The following is a 15,932-nucleotide window of genomic DNA, read 5'->3' as shown; positions in this document are numbered from 1 at the left end:
GTGTGTTTTTAAGGGTGATTTTTGTCAATTTGTAGATGTAATAATAAAAAAAATAACATTCTGTCAAAAATAACTAAAAAAAAGGTGTTTTTTCTTATAAAAAACGTTATCTTCAACAGGCAGGGATGGAGTGTCGTAGACACTAAAAATAAAACGAATAAGGCAAGTGTTGCCATTGTTAGAAAAAGAGACTTATGTTAGAGATCGCTTTAGGCTCGGCATTGATGTATTACTTTACAACGCAAGCCTTTGAAATAGAAAAAAAACCAGAGGGGTCTGTTTATTATACAGAAACTTTGGATTCTCGTTATCCTTCTTTTACGCGAAATCATCGTGAAGCAGTGGTGATCAAACCGGCCGTAGAAGATCAGTTTAGGGGGATTGTACGCCAAGCGTATGACTATAGCTGTGGTTCAGCAGCATTGACTACACTTTTAAATGGCTACGGTGGATTAAAATTAACAGAACAACAAACAATGAGTGGTCTACTTCAATACGGTGAGTATCAACGGATCATCGAGCGTCGTAGTTTTTCACTCTTGGATATGAAGCGTTTTGTCTCCGCTTTGGGGATTAATAGTGGGGGGTATCGTGGAGAGTTTTCAGATCTTACCGCCTTAAAGCAACCCGCAATTGTGCCTATTACTTATGCGGGATTTAAACATTTTGTTGTATATAAAGCATATAAAGATGGGCGAGTTTATGTTGCTGATCCTGCATTAGGCAATATTAGCTTTGACGAAATTAGATTCAAGGAGATTTGGGATAATAATACCTTGTTTATCGTCGATATTCCGCAACAGTATCAGAAAAGCTTACTAGCACTTCAAGATTCAGATATGCGTCACGTTGAAGATGCAACAGTAAACAGATATGCCCTTGCTGAAATTCAATTCCCAACGCAGAAATTCGAACGTTTAGCAGATAAAGCTTCAACAATGCGTCGAGTATTAGACTCAGATCCTAAATCGGCAACTTATAATCAACCGATAACGACGTATATGCGCTTATATTACAAGCGAAAGTGAATTTAGAAAAAACAGTAAAATTAATGTAATAGGATGCAAAGTAAAATGAATCGTACATGGATGAATATGAGTGTGTTAGCGTTAAGTTTAAGCGCGATCACATCAACACTTTACGCAGCAGAATCACAAACAACTGCTGAAGCTGTTAAGTCTGAAGCAGATCAGGCTGTAGTTGAGGTACAGGGGAATACCACAACGGAAAACTCCGCAGTACCAAGTACTGGGACCAATGCAGTTACCGAGAATAGTCAAGCAGATCAAGCCGCAAGCGCATTGCAGAAAAAAGAAACCGATGCTACACAGGAAACAAATTTACAAGAAGTATTTACTTCAAATGAGCGACAATACTCATTAATTAAAAAAGGTATTTTTTCGTCTTATTATGATTTGGATTATACCTATTATCGTGATAGTCGCCTCGATTTGGCATTAAATGATAACAATAGTTCATTGACCCGATTACGTGTGGAGGAAGATGCCAATCATACATTAACCAATACATTTACTGTTCAGTATGGATTATTGGATAATTTGACTTTGTCTACTTCAGTTCCGTTTGTAGCAAAGAAAGACTTGTTGAACGATCAAACAACGGCTGGTTTGGGAGATATCAATTTTGGTGCACGTTGGGAACCATTTCCGTTAAAACAAGGGCGCTTGCCATTAGTGCTGTTTGGGAGCCTATCCACTAAAACAGGGGATAGCCCTTATGAGGTCGGTGCTACTGAGTTATCAACGGGTAAAGGTTATTACTCTGTAGGGGCTGGCGCTAGTACTCGTAAATATATTGATCCTGTAGTGCTATTTGCTTCAGTTTCTACGAGTTATGGTTTAAAGGAGTCTGGATTGAATCAGGCTCGTGGGGAGAAAACTTTAGAAAGTTTTGACCCAGGATTAAGTGGCGGGTTCTCTTTTGGTTTTGCTTATTCCTTTAACTATGATGTGTCTTTGACCATGTCATATCAACAAAGCTTCAATACAGGGGCGAAATTCTATTTTAAAGATAGTTCGAGCTATCAATCTGCTGATCAAAGTAGCGCAATGTTGTCATTTGCTTTAGGGGTGCGAGTTTCTCCTGAGACTATTGTAAATGGTACTGTAGGAATTGGCCTAACTGAAGATGCACCAGATGTCTCACTCGGTTTGTCATTCCCGCTTGATATCATAGGTTTTGGTAAAAAAATTCGTTAAGGAGATATAATAATGGTGAGGAACCTTAAATTATGTCCATTAACGATAGCAGTTTTTTTTGCTGGACTATCAGGTGCTAGTCATGCACAACTTGGACAAGACTTATCCGTAGATTTGCGTTCTTTGGCATTAGGAAATGCAGTAACTGCAGATCCTCCAGGAATTAGCGCGGTTCACTTTAACCCAGCGGCACTTGCTAAATTGGACGGACTACAAACAGATGTGCAGGGGATTTTAGCTAACTTTGCAATCAAAAGAGACTATTCAGCGCCTGGAGGTTATAACGTTTTTGGTTATTCTGATGACCCTCTTGTTTGTAATGATGGGCCTGAAATTGATGCTAATGTTTGTACAGATTATAAAGGAACAGTACATGGTGATGTTGAATATGCCAGCATTTATGTGCCTATTCTAAAGAAAATTGTAGATTTAGGGCCTAATTCTCCTTTAGTTGCACCGACAGCTGGGATTTCCTATAAACCACCAGGTTCAAAAGTGACTTATGCAACAGCCGTATACGCACCGCTTGTTGCTGGTTTTGGTGCGGAAGATGGTAATCCGAGTAATTATATGGGGCAACAAGTTGCACTAGAGCGTATTACTTATTTATCACCTTCCTTTGGTTATCAAGTTAATGATCAGCTCTATCTTGGTGCTTCTTTTGGTATGTCTTATCAAGCCATTGCTATGAAAACAGATTTACGTTTCCCCAATGAACTTATAGGGGTACTACGTATGGTTGATGAGGTCGTTTGTGGACCATTTAAGGAAAATGGCGATATTATTACAGACCTTCTTCTTTTTGGTATGTGTAATGCAAAAGAAGGGATGAATCCTTTTAATAAAGTGGGTTCGCTAGATGTTTCATTGGAACAATCGCTCAGCCCAAGTTATAACTTAGGTTTACTTTGGGAACCAACTGATGATTTTAGTTTCGGGATGGTCTATCAGAGTGAAGCTAAAATGCGTTTACATGGTAAGTATTTAATCAATGTCGCGAATGCACCACGTGAATTAATTGCTGGTCTAAATTCATCTGCAACAGGACAAATCCTTGCCGCAATTCTTGGTTTCCCTGGCTATGCTCCTGAGACAGAGTCTGGTTTATTGGCAATGGACTTTAAGTACCCTCAGCATTTTAAAGCTGGTATTAAGTACAAGATTTTACCAGATTTACAAGTCAATTTTGATTTAGGCTGGACGGACTTTTCGGCATGGGATAAGTTTAAGTTTGAGTTTGATAGACAAATTTCATTGTTAAAAGTTGCTAAATTATTATCTGCGGATGTAACAGATCGTTCACTTTCTTTACCGTTGAAATTTCAGTCATCTTGGCGTTGGGGAATTGGTTTTGAGTATTCCGCAACTGATCGTTTGAAATTACGTATGGGTTATGAACCACGTACAAGCTCGATCCCTGATGATAAACGAAATACGATGGTACCAATTAATAATGCGCAATTATTTGGTTTAGGTATTGGCTATCGTTTTGATCAGGATACCGATTTAGATTTATCACTCGGTTTTTTACGCAGTCGTGATGATATTCCTGCAAATACAAGTAGCCTTTCAAACCAAACGGGGGTAAATAATATTTTATTAAATCCTTATGCGGGTTTGAATGTGAAAACAAATACAAAAGTCACTTTACTTGGAATTAACTACAGAACTAGATGGTAATGCAAAAGAAAATGTTCCTTAAACCAAGACTTGTAATCTCCTATCTATATTTAATGATTGCAAGTATCTCGGTTGTCTACGCAGATGGTTTCTATACGATTATTGGCCCAGATGGTCGTCCAATGGTTGTGCCTATGAACGTTTCAAAAAAAGAACCAGAGCCTAATAAGCATATACAACAAGTGAATAGTGAAAAACTCCCTCAACCTGTTATTCAAAGTAATGAAACTGAGAAGAAGCTTTCACTGCCACTTCATCAGCAAAAAACAGATGATCTGAAACAATTTGAGTCTAAAAAAAATCAGCTCGATACAGTCAAAAAAAAGGAGCAAGCTGAATCTTTAAAATCGCAACCGATTGTTATTCCAAAAGTTATTGAGAAATCTAATATTTCGTCTAAAAACAAGACAGAAGTTTATACTATTTTAGGAAAAAAACTCCCTGCTAAAATTGAACAGCCAACTGTAACTCAACAAGTAACAACGAATATTTCAGTGATAGATAAACCAATCCTTGAAAGTAAACCAGCAGCTGTAGATAAATCTCAAGTACTGCAAACAAACATAGCCCAAACTAAAGACACTCGTGTTTTGGCTGGATTTAGTCAGGTTGATGGTGTTGACTATGTCAGTAATGAGTATTTAGAAAATCAAGAGTTTAATGTGGAGGGTAAGAAGCGATTTTACACTATGCCAGATGGTTCAGGGCGGATGGAAACTGTAGAAAGGAAAAAGGGAGTGAGCCGTTCAGTTTTAGATAAACTTTTCAATCGAACACAGCAGTCAACTGCGCCTATAGTACTATCTGGGACATATGTTCGTTTATCTAGCGAAGACTTAAAATCTGCTTTTGAAAATGATCGTTGCTTTTTAGAGGGTTATAAAAAAAGCATAAAAACGCTATCCATGAATAAGGATGTTGGATTGTGGCCGCGAAAACCGCTTAAAGAAAAATTTGAATATGAAGTAGTTAAACTGGACTCTTCAATTCAATATCTACAAATTGATTCATATGCTTCGAGTAATGACAAGCCTGTCTATTATTGGCCTCTGGTTGTTTTTCTGGATGAAAACGGTTGTATAGCGGAAGGGGTTAGTGGTTTTAAAAGTAATAAAACTACGGCAACTGTATTGCAACATACGGCAATTCAAGGTGTGCTTAAAGTACCAGAACATGTACGATATATGATGATGACACCATTAGCTTCGGCAGTTGATGTTTCTGAACAAGAACTTTCAAATCAAGGACAGGTAAAACTTTCAGTTTTACAGTAATGAGAAATTAGGAATAGTTAAGCATGAATAAAAGAATATTATTGCCGTTTACACTTTCTGCATTAACGCTCATTCTAAATGGATGTGGTGGTGAGAGAGCAAATACTAATGAAGATCCAACACGTGGAATTGGTGTTACCTCAAGTACAAGTTGTGATATTAAAGCTTCTGATTGTTTGCAGTTTGTAATGGATTATCCGATCGCGGGTCTAAATTTTGATTGTAGCAGTGATACGGTAAATCACTTCGTAACCAAGGTAGATAGTAACTCCGTTTCTGGCGCATGTAAAATAGGCGATAGTGTCACATTTTATATTCAGGGTGAAAGTGCAAAAAAAATTAGCCTTGGAACCGTAAAACTTGAAAATATCGCTAAATCAAAAACGGCAACGCCACCATTTATTCGATTACTTGATATTGCAATGGGAGCTACAGGGAAAGTACCAACATCATTGAGTATTAATGATGATACGGTTAGAGTTGCTATCGCTTTGGTTAAAATATCCCAAGTTATAGGGGTTGAACAAGGTTCAAATGTTATTGGTGATATTCAACCAACTGAGATTACCAAAGAAAAAGCAGATCAATTGGTTCGTATCTCAAAAAATGTCGGGACAGCTGAATTCATTTCTGGTGAATATATCAGTATTCTAAAACCGTGGCTGAACCTAGATCAAATTAATGATGAGACTGCACTAAGATTGCTAATACAGTCAATAAATTTGTCAAATACAGGTGTTTGGCTATCAGAGGCACCAGTTTTAAAAGCCGGTGAAACTGGGGCAGAAAATATTAATGTTGGTTTACCAGAAGGTTTTTTTGGTTGCAATAAAGAAGATTATTCAACTTGCGTAACTGAAAAAAATAATTTACTGCATTCTATGGGGAGCTTTTACCTTTTATCTGATCGTCAAGGGTATATCTTTGGATATGGTCAACAGTGGCGAGGACCTGCTACAATAGCGAATAATTTAGTTCGTGAACCATTTATACTAACGACGAAAGTTAAACCTAGAAAAATGCAATTAAATGCTCAAAATAATTGGTTTAATCCTATTAGTCAGGCGATTGATACTGATAGGGGATTAAATCTTAGTACAAGTAATAATGTTGCTGAAAACTTATTAATTAAGCAAGGGAAAATGATCAATGGTAATACCATTGCTGGCACTGCACCTTATTATCGACAGTTAATGGGATTAAAGCAAACAGATACAGTTGATAATAGTCTTTTAGGTATGTGGGAACAAAGAATCGATGATCAACTCTATAAGGGAAGGATCGATATACTTAGATTTAGTCCAGCAAGTTATTTGTCAAAAGATATTTTTAAAACAGAAGTAAATGTTGATTCTAAGCAAACATATATATTTCCATTATATGCAACATTAACATTTAAGTTTGCAGAAACTAAATTTGAACCCGTTGATATAGGGATTGTGATTGATGAGCACGGTGATATTCGGACTGATATAAAAGCGAATGCGACGACCACCGATAAGTCAGGTATTTGTGGTACTGTAAAGTCTATTAATTCTGATGGGACTATTACTGATAGTAATGATCAAATCCAATATCGTATTGGTACAACAGCAGCAACTGAGTTTAGTACTGCTGATAAATCACTTACTGTAAGAATGATTTTATCAAATCCTGCATTTGGTACAGTTGATGGTGCGATATTCGGTTTAAACCTAAGCCAAGGAACTGGTGCCAAGATTAATATTCATAATTTATTAGCGGGCCAACCATCTGGTATTAATCTAACAAACTTTAGTAATAATACAGTTGTTTGGTCTAATACATATGCTGCGCAACAGTTAATCTATAATACCACATATGATAAGTTAACTGATAAGAAAGATTATATTGCTCCAACAGATGAAGAGAGAGAGCTAGCGAAAAGATATTCTGGTACGGTAACGATAAAAGTTGCAGATCAAAATATCCCTGCATGTAATGCAATTAAGATAAAAGGTTAGTCCAAGAAATAAAAAAGACCGCTCCTGCGGTCTTTTTTATTTAGCCAGTATGATCTAGTCGTGTTCCTAGGGTTTCTAAATGTGTTGGAAATTCACCACTTTTACGATCAGAAAAATAATGTCTAAGTGTTTGTTCTACACTAGGAAAAGCCAGTTCCGTCCAAGGAATTTCATGTTCTTCAAACAAACGGCATTCGATACTTTCTTCGCCAGCACCAAATAAGCCTTGTTTTAATTGTGCTTTGAATAAAACATAAATTTGCCCAATACGTGGAATATTGTACATACAATACAGTTGTTCAATCTCAACTTCTGCTTCGGCTTCTTCACGGGTTTCTCTTGCAGCGCCTTGCTCCATGGTTTCAAAGAGTTCCATGTAACCTGCAGGTAAAGTCCATAACCCATAGCGAGGTTCAATTGCTCGACGACATAGCAAAACTTTATCATCCCATAGTGCCAAAGCACCACAAATGACCTTGGGATTTTCATAGTGAATGTTGCCACAGTGAGTGCAGACAAGTCGTGATTTATGATCACCTACTGGAATTTTTGCTTCAGTTTGATGTCCACACGCAACGCAAAAGCTCATAATTATCATCGGCCGTAGAGATAGCTCAGCATAACTGAATTTTGATGACTTCGCATCATGATCTATGATTGCACTGAAAAATTCGGCTATGATGTTGATTAAGGAAAAAAGAGAAAAAGAGATGAGTCATATGGAAGAACCATCGTTAATACAGCTTTTACAACAACGGTTGCGTTTTTCCAAACGAATCCAGCAGGCGGATGCTGCGGTTTTGATTGCAATTACCCAAGAAATTCAACCGAAAGTCTTACTGACCCGCCGTTCTATGCAGTTGTCTCAACATGCGGGGGAGGTGTCTTTTCCTGGTGGAAAACGTGATCCAAGTGATACTAGTAATATCGTGGTTGCTTTGCGCGAGGCTCAGGAAGAAACTGCGCTGAATCCATTTGACGTCAAACTTTTGGGTGATTTACCTATACAGCGTGCGCGGAGTGGCCTATCTGTCAAACCCATTGTGGGATTAATCCCTGCTCAAGTCGATTTAATCGCTCAACCTACAGAAATTGATCGAATTTTCTTTGCTCCATTACAAGAGTTGATGGATGCACCTCCTTTGCCGTATGAAGTTCGCTTGGCACGACAGTCGCTTTATTTTCCAAGTATGCAGGTAGAAAGTGAAATTGTGTGGGGACTTACGGCTCGTATGCTAATTTCTTTATTTCAATATGGATTGGGCTATCAAAAAAATTGGCCATTCTTGGTGAATCCACCTCATTTTGGTTTATCTAAATTCTAATTTTTTTAAGAGTTACTGATCATGATGTATACCTATCAGGGATTGAGTCCAAAAGCGTTACATGAACCTTGGGATGGCTGGGTTGCTCCAACAGCAACAGTAATTGGTCAAGCAGAATTGGGTCGTCAAGTAAGTATTTGGTTTGGCGCTGTGGTTCGTGCCGATAATTGTGTGATAAGAATTGGTAATTTTTCCAATATTCAGGAAAATGCAGTGCTGCATACCGATGCGGGTATTGAATTAAATATTGGCGAATATGTCACGATTGGACATAAGGTGATGTTGCATGGCTGTACGATTGGAGATAACTCTTTAATTGGTATGAATGCCGTGATTTTGAACAATGCTGTGATTGGCAAGAATTGTATTATTGGTGCGAATGCACTGATTCCTGAAGGGAAAGTGATTCCCGATAATTCTGTGGTGATGGGATCACCGGGTAAAGTGGTGAAAACGTTGGATGAGCAGGGAGCTGCGCGATTACGCTTAAGTGCATTGCATTATGCCGAACATTATAAAAATTTCTTAGATTTAGAGCCGTTCCAGTTTTAATCAATTCAGTTTAATCAGCCAAGTTTATGCTTGGCTTTTTTATGGCGATAAAAAGACAATAACTCGCCTATCGCGTTTGAGTGGAGTATGATACTCGACGTTTTTTATCTCTTTTTCGCTAAGGTTTTTGCATGAAGTTGCTTGCATTGGAAACTGCAAATGAGCAGTGTTCGGTTTCATTAATTGATGATACTCAAGAGCTGTATTTTCAGTTGGATGAGCGGACTAAAGCACAAACCCAAACGATTCTGCCTTTAACCGAACAAGCTTTACTACAAACGGAAACTCAATTGGCGGATTTAACTGCAATTGCATTTAGCCGTGGCCCGGGTTCATTCAGTGGTGTGCGCATCAATGCGGCTGTGGCGCAGGCACTCGCGTGGTCGCAGGACTTACCCGTGATTCCTGTATCGAGTCTACAGGCTTTGGCACAGGCGGCCTATCGTCTTAACGGCTTAAAACAGGTAACTGCTGTTCTCGATGCACGTATGCAAGAAGTCTATATTGCCAATTTCAGTTTGGATGAGCAGGGCATGATGCAGGCGATTGATGATGAAAAGTTATTAGGTTATGAGCAAGCAGCAGCTTATTGTAAATTTACCGTAATTGGTTCTGGTTCAGAATTAATTAAGCCAACTGAAATAGACTCAGAAGCGGCTTCCAATGCGCACACGTTAAATGTAGACATCAAGGCAACAGCACAGGATATTGCAGCGATTGCACGCGTTTACGCTGCACAACAAAAATGGGTAGATGCTGAACATGCATTGCCAGTGTACTTGCGTGATGATGCTTGGAAAAAAATTCCAGAACAAGGTAAGGCGAATTAAGGTTAATTATGGATCTTTTATTGCTATTTAAAGCAGCGATCATGGGCTTGGTAGAAGGGATTACTGAGTTTCTACCGATTTCAAGTACAGGACATTTGATTTTAACAGGCCAATTGCTGGATTTTTGGACTGTTGAAAAAAGAGATATGTTTGCCGTGGCTGTTCAGATTGGTGCGATTGCCGCAGTCATTTATGAATATTGGGGTAAATTGTGGGGGGCATTGATTGGCGCACTCACGGGACAAGAGCAAGGCCGCCGTTTAAGCCTGAACCTGATTATTGCCTCAATTCCAATTGTGATTATTGGTTTGACCTTCGGTGATGTGGTCAAAGCTTATTTATTTAATGCGATTACTGTTGCGATCGCCTTGATTGTCGGTGGCTTTATTATTTTATGGGCAGAGCGTCGCCCACATCAGATTGTCACTCAAGAAGTGGATGATCTCAGCTTTAAACAAGCAACCTTAATCGGTTTGATCCAATGTCTGGCTTTAATTCCTGGAACCTCTCGTTCAGGTTCGACCATTATTGGTTCATTATTCTTAGGCGTATCGCGCAAAGCGGCAGCTGAGTTTTCCTTCTTTTTAGGGATTCCAGTGCTGATGGGTGCAGGCTTACTGGATATGTACAAGATGCGTCATGAGTTGCACAGTAATGATATGACAGTGTTAGCTGTCGGTATCATTGTTGCCTTTGTTTCAGCTTTGGTGGTGATTCGCGCTTTGATTCGTTATGTTTCTAAGCATGACTTCACCGCATTTGCATACTACCGCATTGTGTTTGGCTTATTTATTTTGGCAACATGGTGGACAGGTTGGGTGCATTGGTAATGCAAATACGATGTTGGTATCCAGCGGAATGTGAGCAGCAATTTCTGCAATTGCAAACACGTTTGGCTGAGCTGAATGTACAGCTCAATGGGCAAGTTGTAGAAAAGATTAATGCACGTTTTTTACGTTTGAATCCTGACATGGCATTGATTTTGGATGAGGATGGACTCAGTCTCGCTGCCAATGGCATGAAAATGCAACCTGATTGGCGTGCTGAAATTCCTCGTCTAAAAAGAGCCAGTTTAAAATCTGAAATGATTGCTAGAGCCTGCCAACTGGGTGAGAAACCAAGCTTGATTGATGCCACTGCTGGTTTAGGTCATGATAGTTTACTCATGGCCTATCTTGGCGCGGATATACGTTTGGTTGAACGTCATCCAATTCTGTTTGTGTTACTGGAATATAGTAAAGCTCAAGCTGAGCAAGATCCTTTCCTGCAAACATCTATGCAGCGAATTGAGCTGATTTTTGCAGATTCAAATGCTTATTTACAGCAGTTGGGTCAGCAAGGCGAGCAAGTGGATGTGGTGTATTTAGATCCAATGTTCCCGCAGCGTGATCAGAATCAACAGGCAGTAAAAAAACAGGCACAAGTCAAAAAGCAGATGCAATTATTGCATATGTTATTGCCTGAAGATGGCGAGATGGATTTAGGTGATCAGCTACTGCATTTGGCTCAACAGATTGCCAAGCGCGTGATTGTGAAACGCCCAAGACATGCTGTTTATCTGGCAGATCAAACGCCTGATCATCAATGGCTTGGTGATGCATGTCGTTTTGATGCATATTTTCCAAAAGGTAAAATTTAACTCAGAATGAGATGATTGTTTGGCTTGCGTCAATGCTCAGTAAAGATTTGTGATATAGTGCAAAAGCATGATTGCTAAAAAATTCTTGTCGAGCTTACACTACAGTCGCGCATCGCGTTTTTTAGGAAAAGTACTGTCCATTCAATTATTAGAATGGCATATTTTCAGTTTAGGCTTGAAAAGAGAAACTCCCGAAGAATTTTATGATAGACCTTAAACCCTCCATCAATATCTGGCATGATTTTAAAAGTAACCAAATTGCTGGAATGTGGTTGTTCCTCGGGTCTCGTCGTTCCTTACAGATCGTTCATCCCTCGATTACCCAACTGATTATCTGGGGTATTCTCGGAGGCTGTACCAACTCTTTGTATAGCTGGTTAGTGGCAGGTCAAGTTGGAGAGTTTAACTCGCAAGGTTTGATTGGTTACGCGCTTTGGCCCTTTATTGCCCTCATTGTGGGTATTTTCCTTTCACAACGTATGAACCAACCGCGTTTGATGTTGGTGCCTGCATTGTTGTGGTTAGTACTCGATACCAATATTCTGCTTTTACAATGCATCATTCAATATCTTGGCTCAAACGGTTATCTCAACTTTATTCCTGATAGTATTTATAACGGTTTCTTACCGCCATTATTTGTTGGGTTGTTTGTTTGGCAAAGTCTGGCTGTCATTTGGGTTTTTTCACGTGCCTTAAACTGGCCGTGGTGGGAACGAGCTTTGGTTTTTGTGGCAACCATTGCGACCATGGTGGTTTGGCAACTTTCAGTAAAAGATCAGCCGATTTGGAAAGTCGAAGAAACACCGCCTAGTTTTGCAGAAGATGCTTTCTATGCACAAAGTCATTTACTGGATAAAGCACTTGATCAAATTCAATATGGTGATATCGCCAAAAGCCATTGGTATTTTATGGGGGTGGCGGGTGATAGCTATGTGGATGTGTTTAAATCTGAAATTGAGCGCATAAGAGAACAGTTTGATACGCGTTTTGGAACATTTGGTCGTTCTATTATGCTGATTAATAATCCTGCGACGCGTTTAGAGGTACCAATTGCATCTAAAACCAGTATGGAGTTGGCTTTACGCCGTATTGGTCAGCAAATGAATCGTGATAGTGATGTGTTGTTTCTGTATATGACTTCACATGGCGAACGCAATCATTTTGAAATTGAAAATGCGCCCTTGGATTTAGGTCAAGTTGATCCAAAATGGTTAAGAGAAACACTAGATAAATCTGGAATTCGTTGGCGTGTGATTGTGATTTCAGCTTGTTATTCAGGTAGCTTTATTCCAGCATTACAATCACCAGATACTTTAATTATTACGGCTTCTGCTGCGGATAAAACCTCGTTTGGCTGTAATAATGAAGCAGACTATACTTATTTTGGTCGAGCATTCTTTGATTTGGCAATGCGTGAACAATATTCAATGAAAAAAGCGTTTGAGCAAGCCAAACAAACGGTGACTAAGTGGGAGATGGCACAAGGTGTAGAGCCTTCTGAACCACAATGGTCAATGGGACGTAATATGGAACTCATGCTACCGCAGCTGGAGCCGTATTTGTTCCCATCACAGAATATAGCAACCACAGATATTACAAAAACACAGGATGATGAACATGCAGCTACTGCAAAAAAATCGTTGTTTTGAGGGCGAGCAACGGATTTATCAGCTTGAATCTCAACATCTGAAAGGGACAAGCAAGGTTGGGGTATATTTGCCACCTGCTGCCTTAGAAGGAAAAGCATGTTCAGCCTTGTTTTATCTTGCGGGTTTAACCTGTACTGAAGATACCTTCGCCATCAAAGCACATGCCCAACGGATGGCTGCTCGATTAAGTCTGATTTTGATTACGCCTGATACTTCTCCACGCGGTGAGGGTGTTGCACAAGGGGATCATTGGGATATTGGACAGGGAGCAGGTTTTTATATCAATGCGACGCAACAGCCTTGGGCAGAGCATTACCAAATGGAATCTTATTTGGTAGATGAACTGTATGCCCATGTATTACAAGCGTTTCCAATCATCGAAAGTCAAATTGGTATCTTTGGACATTCGATGGGTGGGCATGGTGCTTTGACCTTAGCATTCAAATATCCTGACCAATTTAAATCAGTTTCTGCTTTTGCGCCGATTTGTGCACCAAGTATTTGCCCTTGGGGTGAAAAGGCATTTAGCCAATATCTAGGAGCAGATCAACAACAATGGTTAGCGCATGATGCGACGGCATTGGTTCAACAAAACGGCCGAATTTTCGATGAAATTTTGATTGATCAAGGTATAGATGATCAGTTTTATGATCAATTAAACCCTGAAAAGTTTAAACAGGCCTGCTTGGATGTCGGGCAACATCTGACTTTGCGCTTACATAAGGGATATGACCACGGTTATTACTTTATTCAAAGTTTTATTGATGACCACTTACAGTTCCATGCCATACAACTGGAAAAAGTTGCAGGTTAAAAAAAGAAGCTCATATGAGCTTCTTTTTTTAATGATGCTGCCATTCAACAATAAACTCTTGTTGTGCCATGCGATTTAAATGATCAATAACTACCTGTTCTAGACGAACAACATCTTCTTGCTGATTTTCAATCAGCACATCTAAGTGCTGTTCATGTGGCGTAAGCGTCACGGTTGCTGTCGGCATGAAAATTTTTGAATGCAGCTCAGTTTCTGATACTTCAAATTTATGCTTCCAGTGATTCACTAAACGTTTACTGATCCGTTTTCCTTCATTTGTGGTGATTTTAGTGCTGCTATTGGTCATTCAAAGTCGTCCTCTTGTTCTAACGATTAACATAGCAAAGCCTGCAAGAGATAAAAATAGCCTAGATGCAACGTGGTGTTGCAAGTTTGCAATGCCGTAATAATGACTTTGTAACAGACTTAGGCCGTCTAAGTTTGTTATAATCAAGGCATTATTTTCTCAGAGTTTGCCAGGTCGTCCATGTCCAAGCCTTATTTAATTGCGCCTTCGATTTTATCTGCTGATTTTGCACGTTTAGGTGAAGATGTAGAAAAAGTTCTAGCTGCAGGTGCAGACGTTGTGCATTTTGATGTGATGGATAACCACTATGTGCCAAACCTAACCTTTGGTGCTGGTATCTGTAAGGCACTGAAAAATTATGGTATCAAAGCACCGATTGATGTGCATCTTATGGTTTCACCAGTTGATCGTATGATCGGTGATTTCTTGGAAGCAGGTGCAGACATTATCACTTTCCATCCCGAAGCAACGGATCATATTGATCGTTCTTTGCAGTTAATCAAGTCTGGTGGTGCGAAAGCAGGTTTGGTTTTCAATCCAGCAACGCCATTACATCATCTTGATTACGTTTTAGATAAAGTGGATCAAATTTTATTGATGAGCGTAAACCCTGGTTTTGGTGGGCAGAAATTTATTCCGATGACTTTGGTAAAGCTTCGTCAAGCACGCAAAATTATTGATGCGAGTGGTCGTGATATTCGTTTAGAGGTTGATGGTGGCGTCGGTCCAGCAAATATCCGTGAAATTGCCGAAGCAGGTGCTGATATGTTCGTTGCAGGTTCAGCGATTTTTGGTCAACCCGATTATAAAACTGTGATTGACCAAATGCGTGCAGAGTTGGCAAAAGTTGGTGCAACAGAAGTTTAGTGTTTTCATCCTATTTTTCACATAAGCTTGTGGATAACTTTGTTTATAACTGGGTGGATAACCATGTTGATAAGCAGGTGGGTAAGATGTTGTTAAAATAAACAAAATGATTTCAGTTGTTTATATTCACAACAAAATGATGAAAAAAGGACAAGTTTTTGTCCTTTTTTTGTACATTAACTTCTTCATTTTGCTTTATTTTTGCCCACCGATGTCGAAGTGGCGATTTGTTTGATAAAACAGCAGTTTGTGGCAGCTTGGCGATGAATTTATCGAAATTCAAACACTCAGATCATTGTGTATAACCATAAAAGAAATTATGCTAAGCAGACTAAATTAATTTTTAATGATTGAAGCAAGGAACATTAAGTGCAACTGCGCAAGCAATACAAACATCTGTGGTTTGTATTCCTGATGATATTTTTCATCGGGGGAAGCAGTGTGGCTGTTGCAGCAGTTCAAAGCCTTCAATCTGATCAAACGACATCTACAACACTTCAAACCATGTCTTGTCATGACCAGCAAATGATGGATCAACATCATCAAATGCCACATGCCCATTCGGGTAATTCTGTGAAATGTCATGAGGGAATGATGCAAGATAGTGTGCACTGTCAGGACTGCAATAGTTCCTCACATTGCCAAACGGTTAATCTTGCTGTGGATCAACAGACACCAAGTCTGTCCTCTTCACCCTTTCTAGAGCTCAGTACGCATATTAATACGGCCTATCAGGCTCGACATCTTGCTGGCTATTGGCAAGAGATTTTACGCCCTCCTAGAACCTGATCTGT

General features: G+C 39.4%; 16 protein-coding genes. 14 read left to right on the top strand and 2 right to left on the bottom strand.

What is annotated here, in order from left to right:
- The first annotated feature begins 194 nt into the window (after positions 1-194).
- The 5 genes from filB to filF are packed head-to-tail and all read left to right on the top strand — an operon-like array spanning position 195 to position 7,155.
- Positions 195-1,028 (top strand): putative pilus system C39 family peptidase FilB, encoded by an 834-nt coding sequence (filB, locus tag FPL17_RS10795; RefSeq protein WP_159885007.1) that lies wholly within the window; start codon positions 195-197, stop codon positions 1,026-1,028.
- A 45-nt stretch (positions 1,029-1,073) separates the two neighbouring features.
- Positions 1,074-2,219 (top strand): putative pilus system protein FilC, encoded by a 1,146-nt coding sequence (gene filC / locus FPL17_RS10790; RefSeq protein ID WP_159885005.1) that lies wholly within the window; start codon positions 1,074-1,076, stop codon positions 2,217-2,219.
- A 15-nt stretch (positions 2,220-2,234) separates the two neighbouring features.
- Positions 2,235-3,899: a putative pilus system OmpP1/FadL family transporter FilD gene (gene filD / locus FPL17_RS10785; RefSeq protein ID WP_171519544.1), complete on the top strand. Its 1,665-nt coding sequence runs from the start codon at positions 2,235-2,237 to the stop codon at positions 3,897-3,899.
- Positions 3,899-5,173 (top strand): putative pilus assembly protein FilE, encoded by a 1,275-nt coding sequence (gene filE, locus FPL17_RS10780; protein ID WP_159885001.1) that lies wholly within the window; start codon positions 3,899-3,901, stop codon positions 5,171-5,173. The genes filD and filE overlap by 1 nt, the downstream gene beginning before the upstream one ends.
- Before the next feature lie 23 nt (positions 5,174-5,196).
- Positions 5,197-7,155 (top strand): putative pilus system protein FilF, encoded by a 1,959-nt coding sequence (gene filF, locus FPL17_RS10775; protein ID WP_159884999.1) that lies wholly within the window; start codon positions 5,197-5,199, stop codon positions 7,153-7,155.
- A gap of 40 nt (positions 7,156-7,195) precedes the next feature.
- Here the strand turns inward: filF and FPL17_RS10770 are convergent, their stop codons facing one another.
- Entirely contained in the window at positions 7,196-7,744 is a 549-nt protein-coding gene (locus FPL17_RS10770; protein WP_159884997.1) for an NUDIX hydrolase, read from the bottom strand.
- A 121-nt stretch (positions 7,745-7,865) separates the two neighbouring features.
- Between FPL17_RS10770 and FPL17_RS10765 the strand changes: the two genes are divergently transcribed.
- From FPL17_RS10765 to fghA, 7 genes are all read left to right on the top strand, one after another.
- Positions 7,866-8,480 (top strand): CoA pyrophosphatase, encoded by a 615-nt coding sequence (locus tag FPL17_RS10765; RefSeq protein WP_162180579.1) that lies wholly within the window; start codon positions 7,866-7,868, stop codon positions 8,478-8,480.
- A 24-nt stretch (positions 8,481-8,504) separates the two neighbouring features.
- Positions 8,505-9,032 (top strand): gamma carbonic anhydrase family protein, encoded by a 528-nt coding sequence (locus FPL17_RS10760; protein WP_167248366.1) that lies wholly within the window; start codon positions 8,505-8,507, stop codon positions 9,030-9,032.
- A 131-nt stretch (positions 9,033-9,163) separates the two neighbouring features.
- Positions 9,164-9,862 carry a tRNA (adenosine(37)-N6)-threonylcarbamoyltransferase complex dimerization subunit type 1 TsaB gene (tsaB, locus tag FPL17_RS10755; RefSeq protein WP_151716071.1) on the top strand — a complete coding sequence of 233 codons (699 nt, stop codon included), beginning with the start codon at positions 9,164-9,166 and terminating at the stop codon, positions 9,860-9,862.
- Positions 9,863-9,870: 8 nt separating this feature from the next.
- Positions 9,871-10,692, top strand: a complete 822-nt coding sequence (locus tag FPL17_RS10750) for an undecaprenyl-diphosphate phosphatase (RefSeq protein WP_159884995.1) — start codon at positions 9,871-9,873, stop codon at positions 10,690-10,692.
- A complete protein-coding gene (locus FPL17_RS10745; protein WP_159884993.1) occupies positions 10,692-11,501 on the top strand; it encodes a class I SAM-dependent methyltransferase in 810 nt (269 codons plus the stop codon). The genes FPL17_RS10750 and FPL17_RS10745 overlap by 1 nt, the downstream gene beginning before the upstream one ends.
- Before the next feature lie 203 nt (positions 11,502-11,704).
- Positions 11,705-13,150 (top strand): C13 family peptidase, encoded by a 1,446-nt coding sequence (locus FPL17_RS10740; RefSeq protein WP_159884991.1) that lies wholly within the window; start codon positions 11,705-11,707, stop codon positions 13,148-13,150.
- Complete coding sequence (gene fghA / locus FPL17_RS10735; RefSeq protein WP_151716068.1) at positions 13,119-13,964, top strand: S-formylglutathione hydrolase; 846 nt, start codon at positions 13,119-13,121, stop codon at positions 13,962-13,964. Before FPL17_RS10740 ends, fghA begins: the two co-directional genes overlap by 32 nt.
- A 28-nt stretch (positions 13,965-13,992) precedes the next feature.
- Here the strand turns inward: fghA and FPL17_RS10730 are convergent, their stop codons facing one another.
- Positions 13,993-14,271 carry a DUF2218 domain-containing protein gene (locus FPL17_RS10730; protein WP_151716067.1) on the bottom strand — a complete coding sequence of 93 codons (279 nt, stop codon included), beginning with the start codon at positions 14,269-14,271 and terminating at the stop codon, positions 13,993-13,995.
- 180 nt (positions 14,272-14,451) lie between these two features.
- Between FPL17_RS10730 and rpe the strand changes: the two genes are divergently transcribed.
- Both rpe and FPL17_RS10720 read left to right on the top strand, forming a co-directional pair.
- Positions 14,452-15,138, top strand: coding sequence for a ribulose-phosphate 3-epimerase (gene rpe / locus FPL17_RS10725; RefSeq protein ID WP_159884989.1), 687 nt, complete (start codon positions 14,452-14,454; stop codon positions 15,136-15,138).
- 369 nt (positions 15,139-15,507) lie between these two features.
- The gene (locus FPL17_RS10720) at positions 15,508-15,927 is read left to right on the top strand and encodes a hypothetical protein (RefSeq protein WP_159884987.1); all 420 of its coding nucleotides are present in this window, start codon (positions 15,508-15,510) and stop codon (positions 15,925-15,927) included.
- Positions 15,928-15,932 lie beyond the last annotated feature (5 nt).

Origin of the sequence: Acinetobacter dispersus, assembly GCF_009884975.1 — a bacterium.
Taxonomy (GTDB): Bacteria; Pseudomonadota; Gammaproteobacteria; order Pseudomonadales; family Moraxellaceae; genus Acinetobacter; species Acinetobacter dispersus.
This window is presented reverse-complemented; position numbering and strand designations above follow the sequence as displayed.

Excerpts from the sequence above, each read along its gene's own strand:
- tsaB (WP_151716071.1), top strand. The coding sequence starts at position 9,164 with ATGAAGTTGCTTGCATTGGAAACTGCAAATGAGCAGTGTTCGGTTTCA.
- filB (WP_159885007.1), top strand. The coding sequence starts at position 195 with ATGTTAGAGATCGCTTTAGGCTCGGCATTGATGTATTACTTTACAACG.
- FPL17_RS10770 (WP_159884997.1), bottom strand. The coding sequence starts at position 7,744 with ATGAGCTTTTGCGTTGCGTGTGGACATCAAACTGAAGCAAAAATTCCA.
- FPL17_RS10745 (WP_159884993.1), top strand. The coding sequence starts at position 10,692 with ATGCAAATACGATGTTGGTATCCAGCGGAATGTGAGCAGCAATTTCTG.
- fghA (WP_151716068.1), top strand. The coding sequence starts at position 13,119 with ATGCAGCTACTGCAAAAAAATCGTTGTTTTGAGGGCGAGCAACGGATT.
- FPL17_RS10730 (WP_151716067.1), bottom strand. The coding sequence starts at position 14,271 with ATGACCAATAGCAGCACTAAAATCACCACAAATGAAGGAAAACGGATC.
- FPL17_RS10740 (WP_159884991.1), top strand. The coding sequence starts at position 11,705 with ATGATAGACCTTAAACCCTCCATCAATATCTGGCATGATTTTAAAAGT.
- filC (WP_159885005.1), top strand. The coding sequence starts at position 1,074 with ATGAATCGTACATGGATGAATATGAGTGTGTTAGCGTTAAGTTTAAGC.
- rpe (WP_159884989.1), top strand. The coding sequence starts at position 14,452 with ATGTCCAAGCCTTATTTAATTGCGCCTTCGATTTTATCTGCTGATTTT.
- filF (WP_159884999.1), top strand. The coding sequence starts at position 5,197 with ATGAATAAAAGAATATTATTGCCGTTTACACTTTCTGCATTAACGCTC.
- FPL17_RS10750 (WP_159884995.1), top strand. The coding sequence starts at position 9,871 with ATGGATCTTTTATTGCTATTTAAAGCAGCGATCATGGGCTTGGTAGAA.
- FPL17_RS10760 (WP_167248366.1), top strand. The coding sequence starts at position 8,505 with ATGTATACCTATCAGGGATTGAGTCCAAAAGCGTTACATGAACCTTGG.
- filE (WP_159885001.1), top strand. The coding sequence starts at position 3,899 with ATGCAAAAGAAAATGTTCCTTAAACCAAGACTTGTAATCTCCTATCTA.
- FPL17_RS10765 (WP_162180579.1), top strand. The coding sequence starts at position 7,866 with ATGAGTCATATGGAAGAACCATCGTTAATACAGCTTTTACAACAACGG.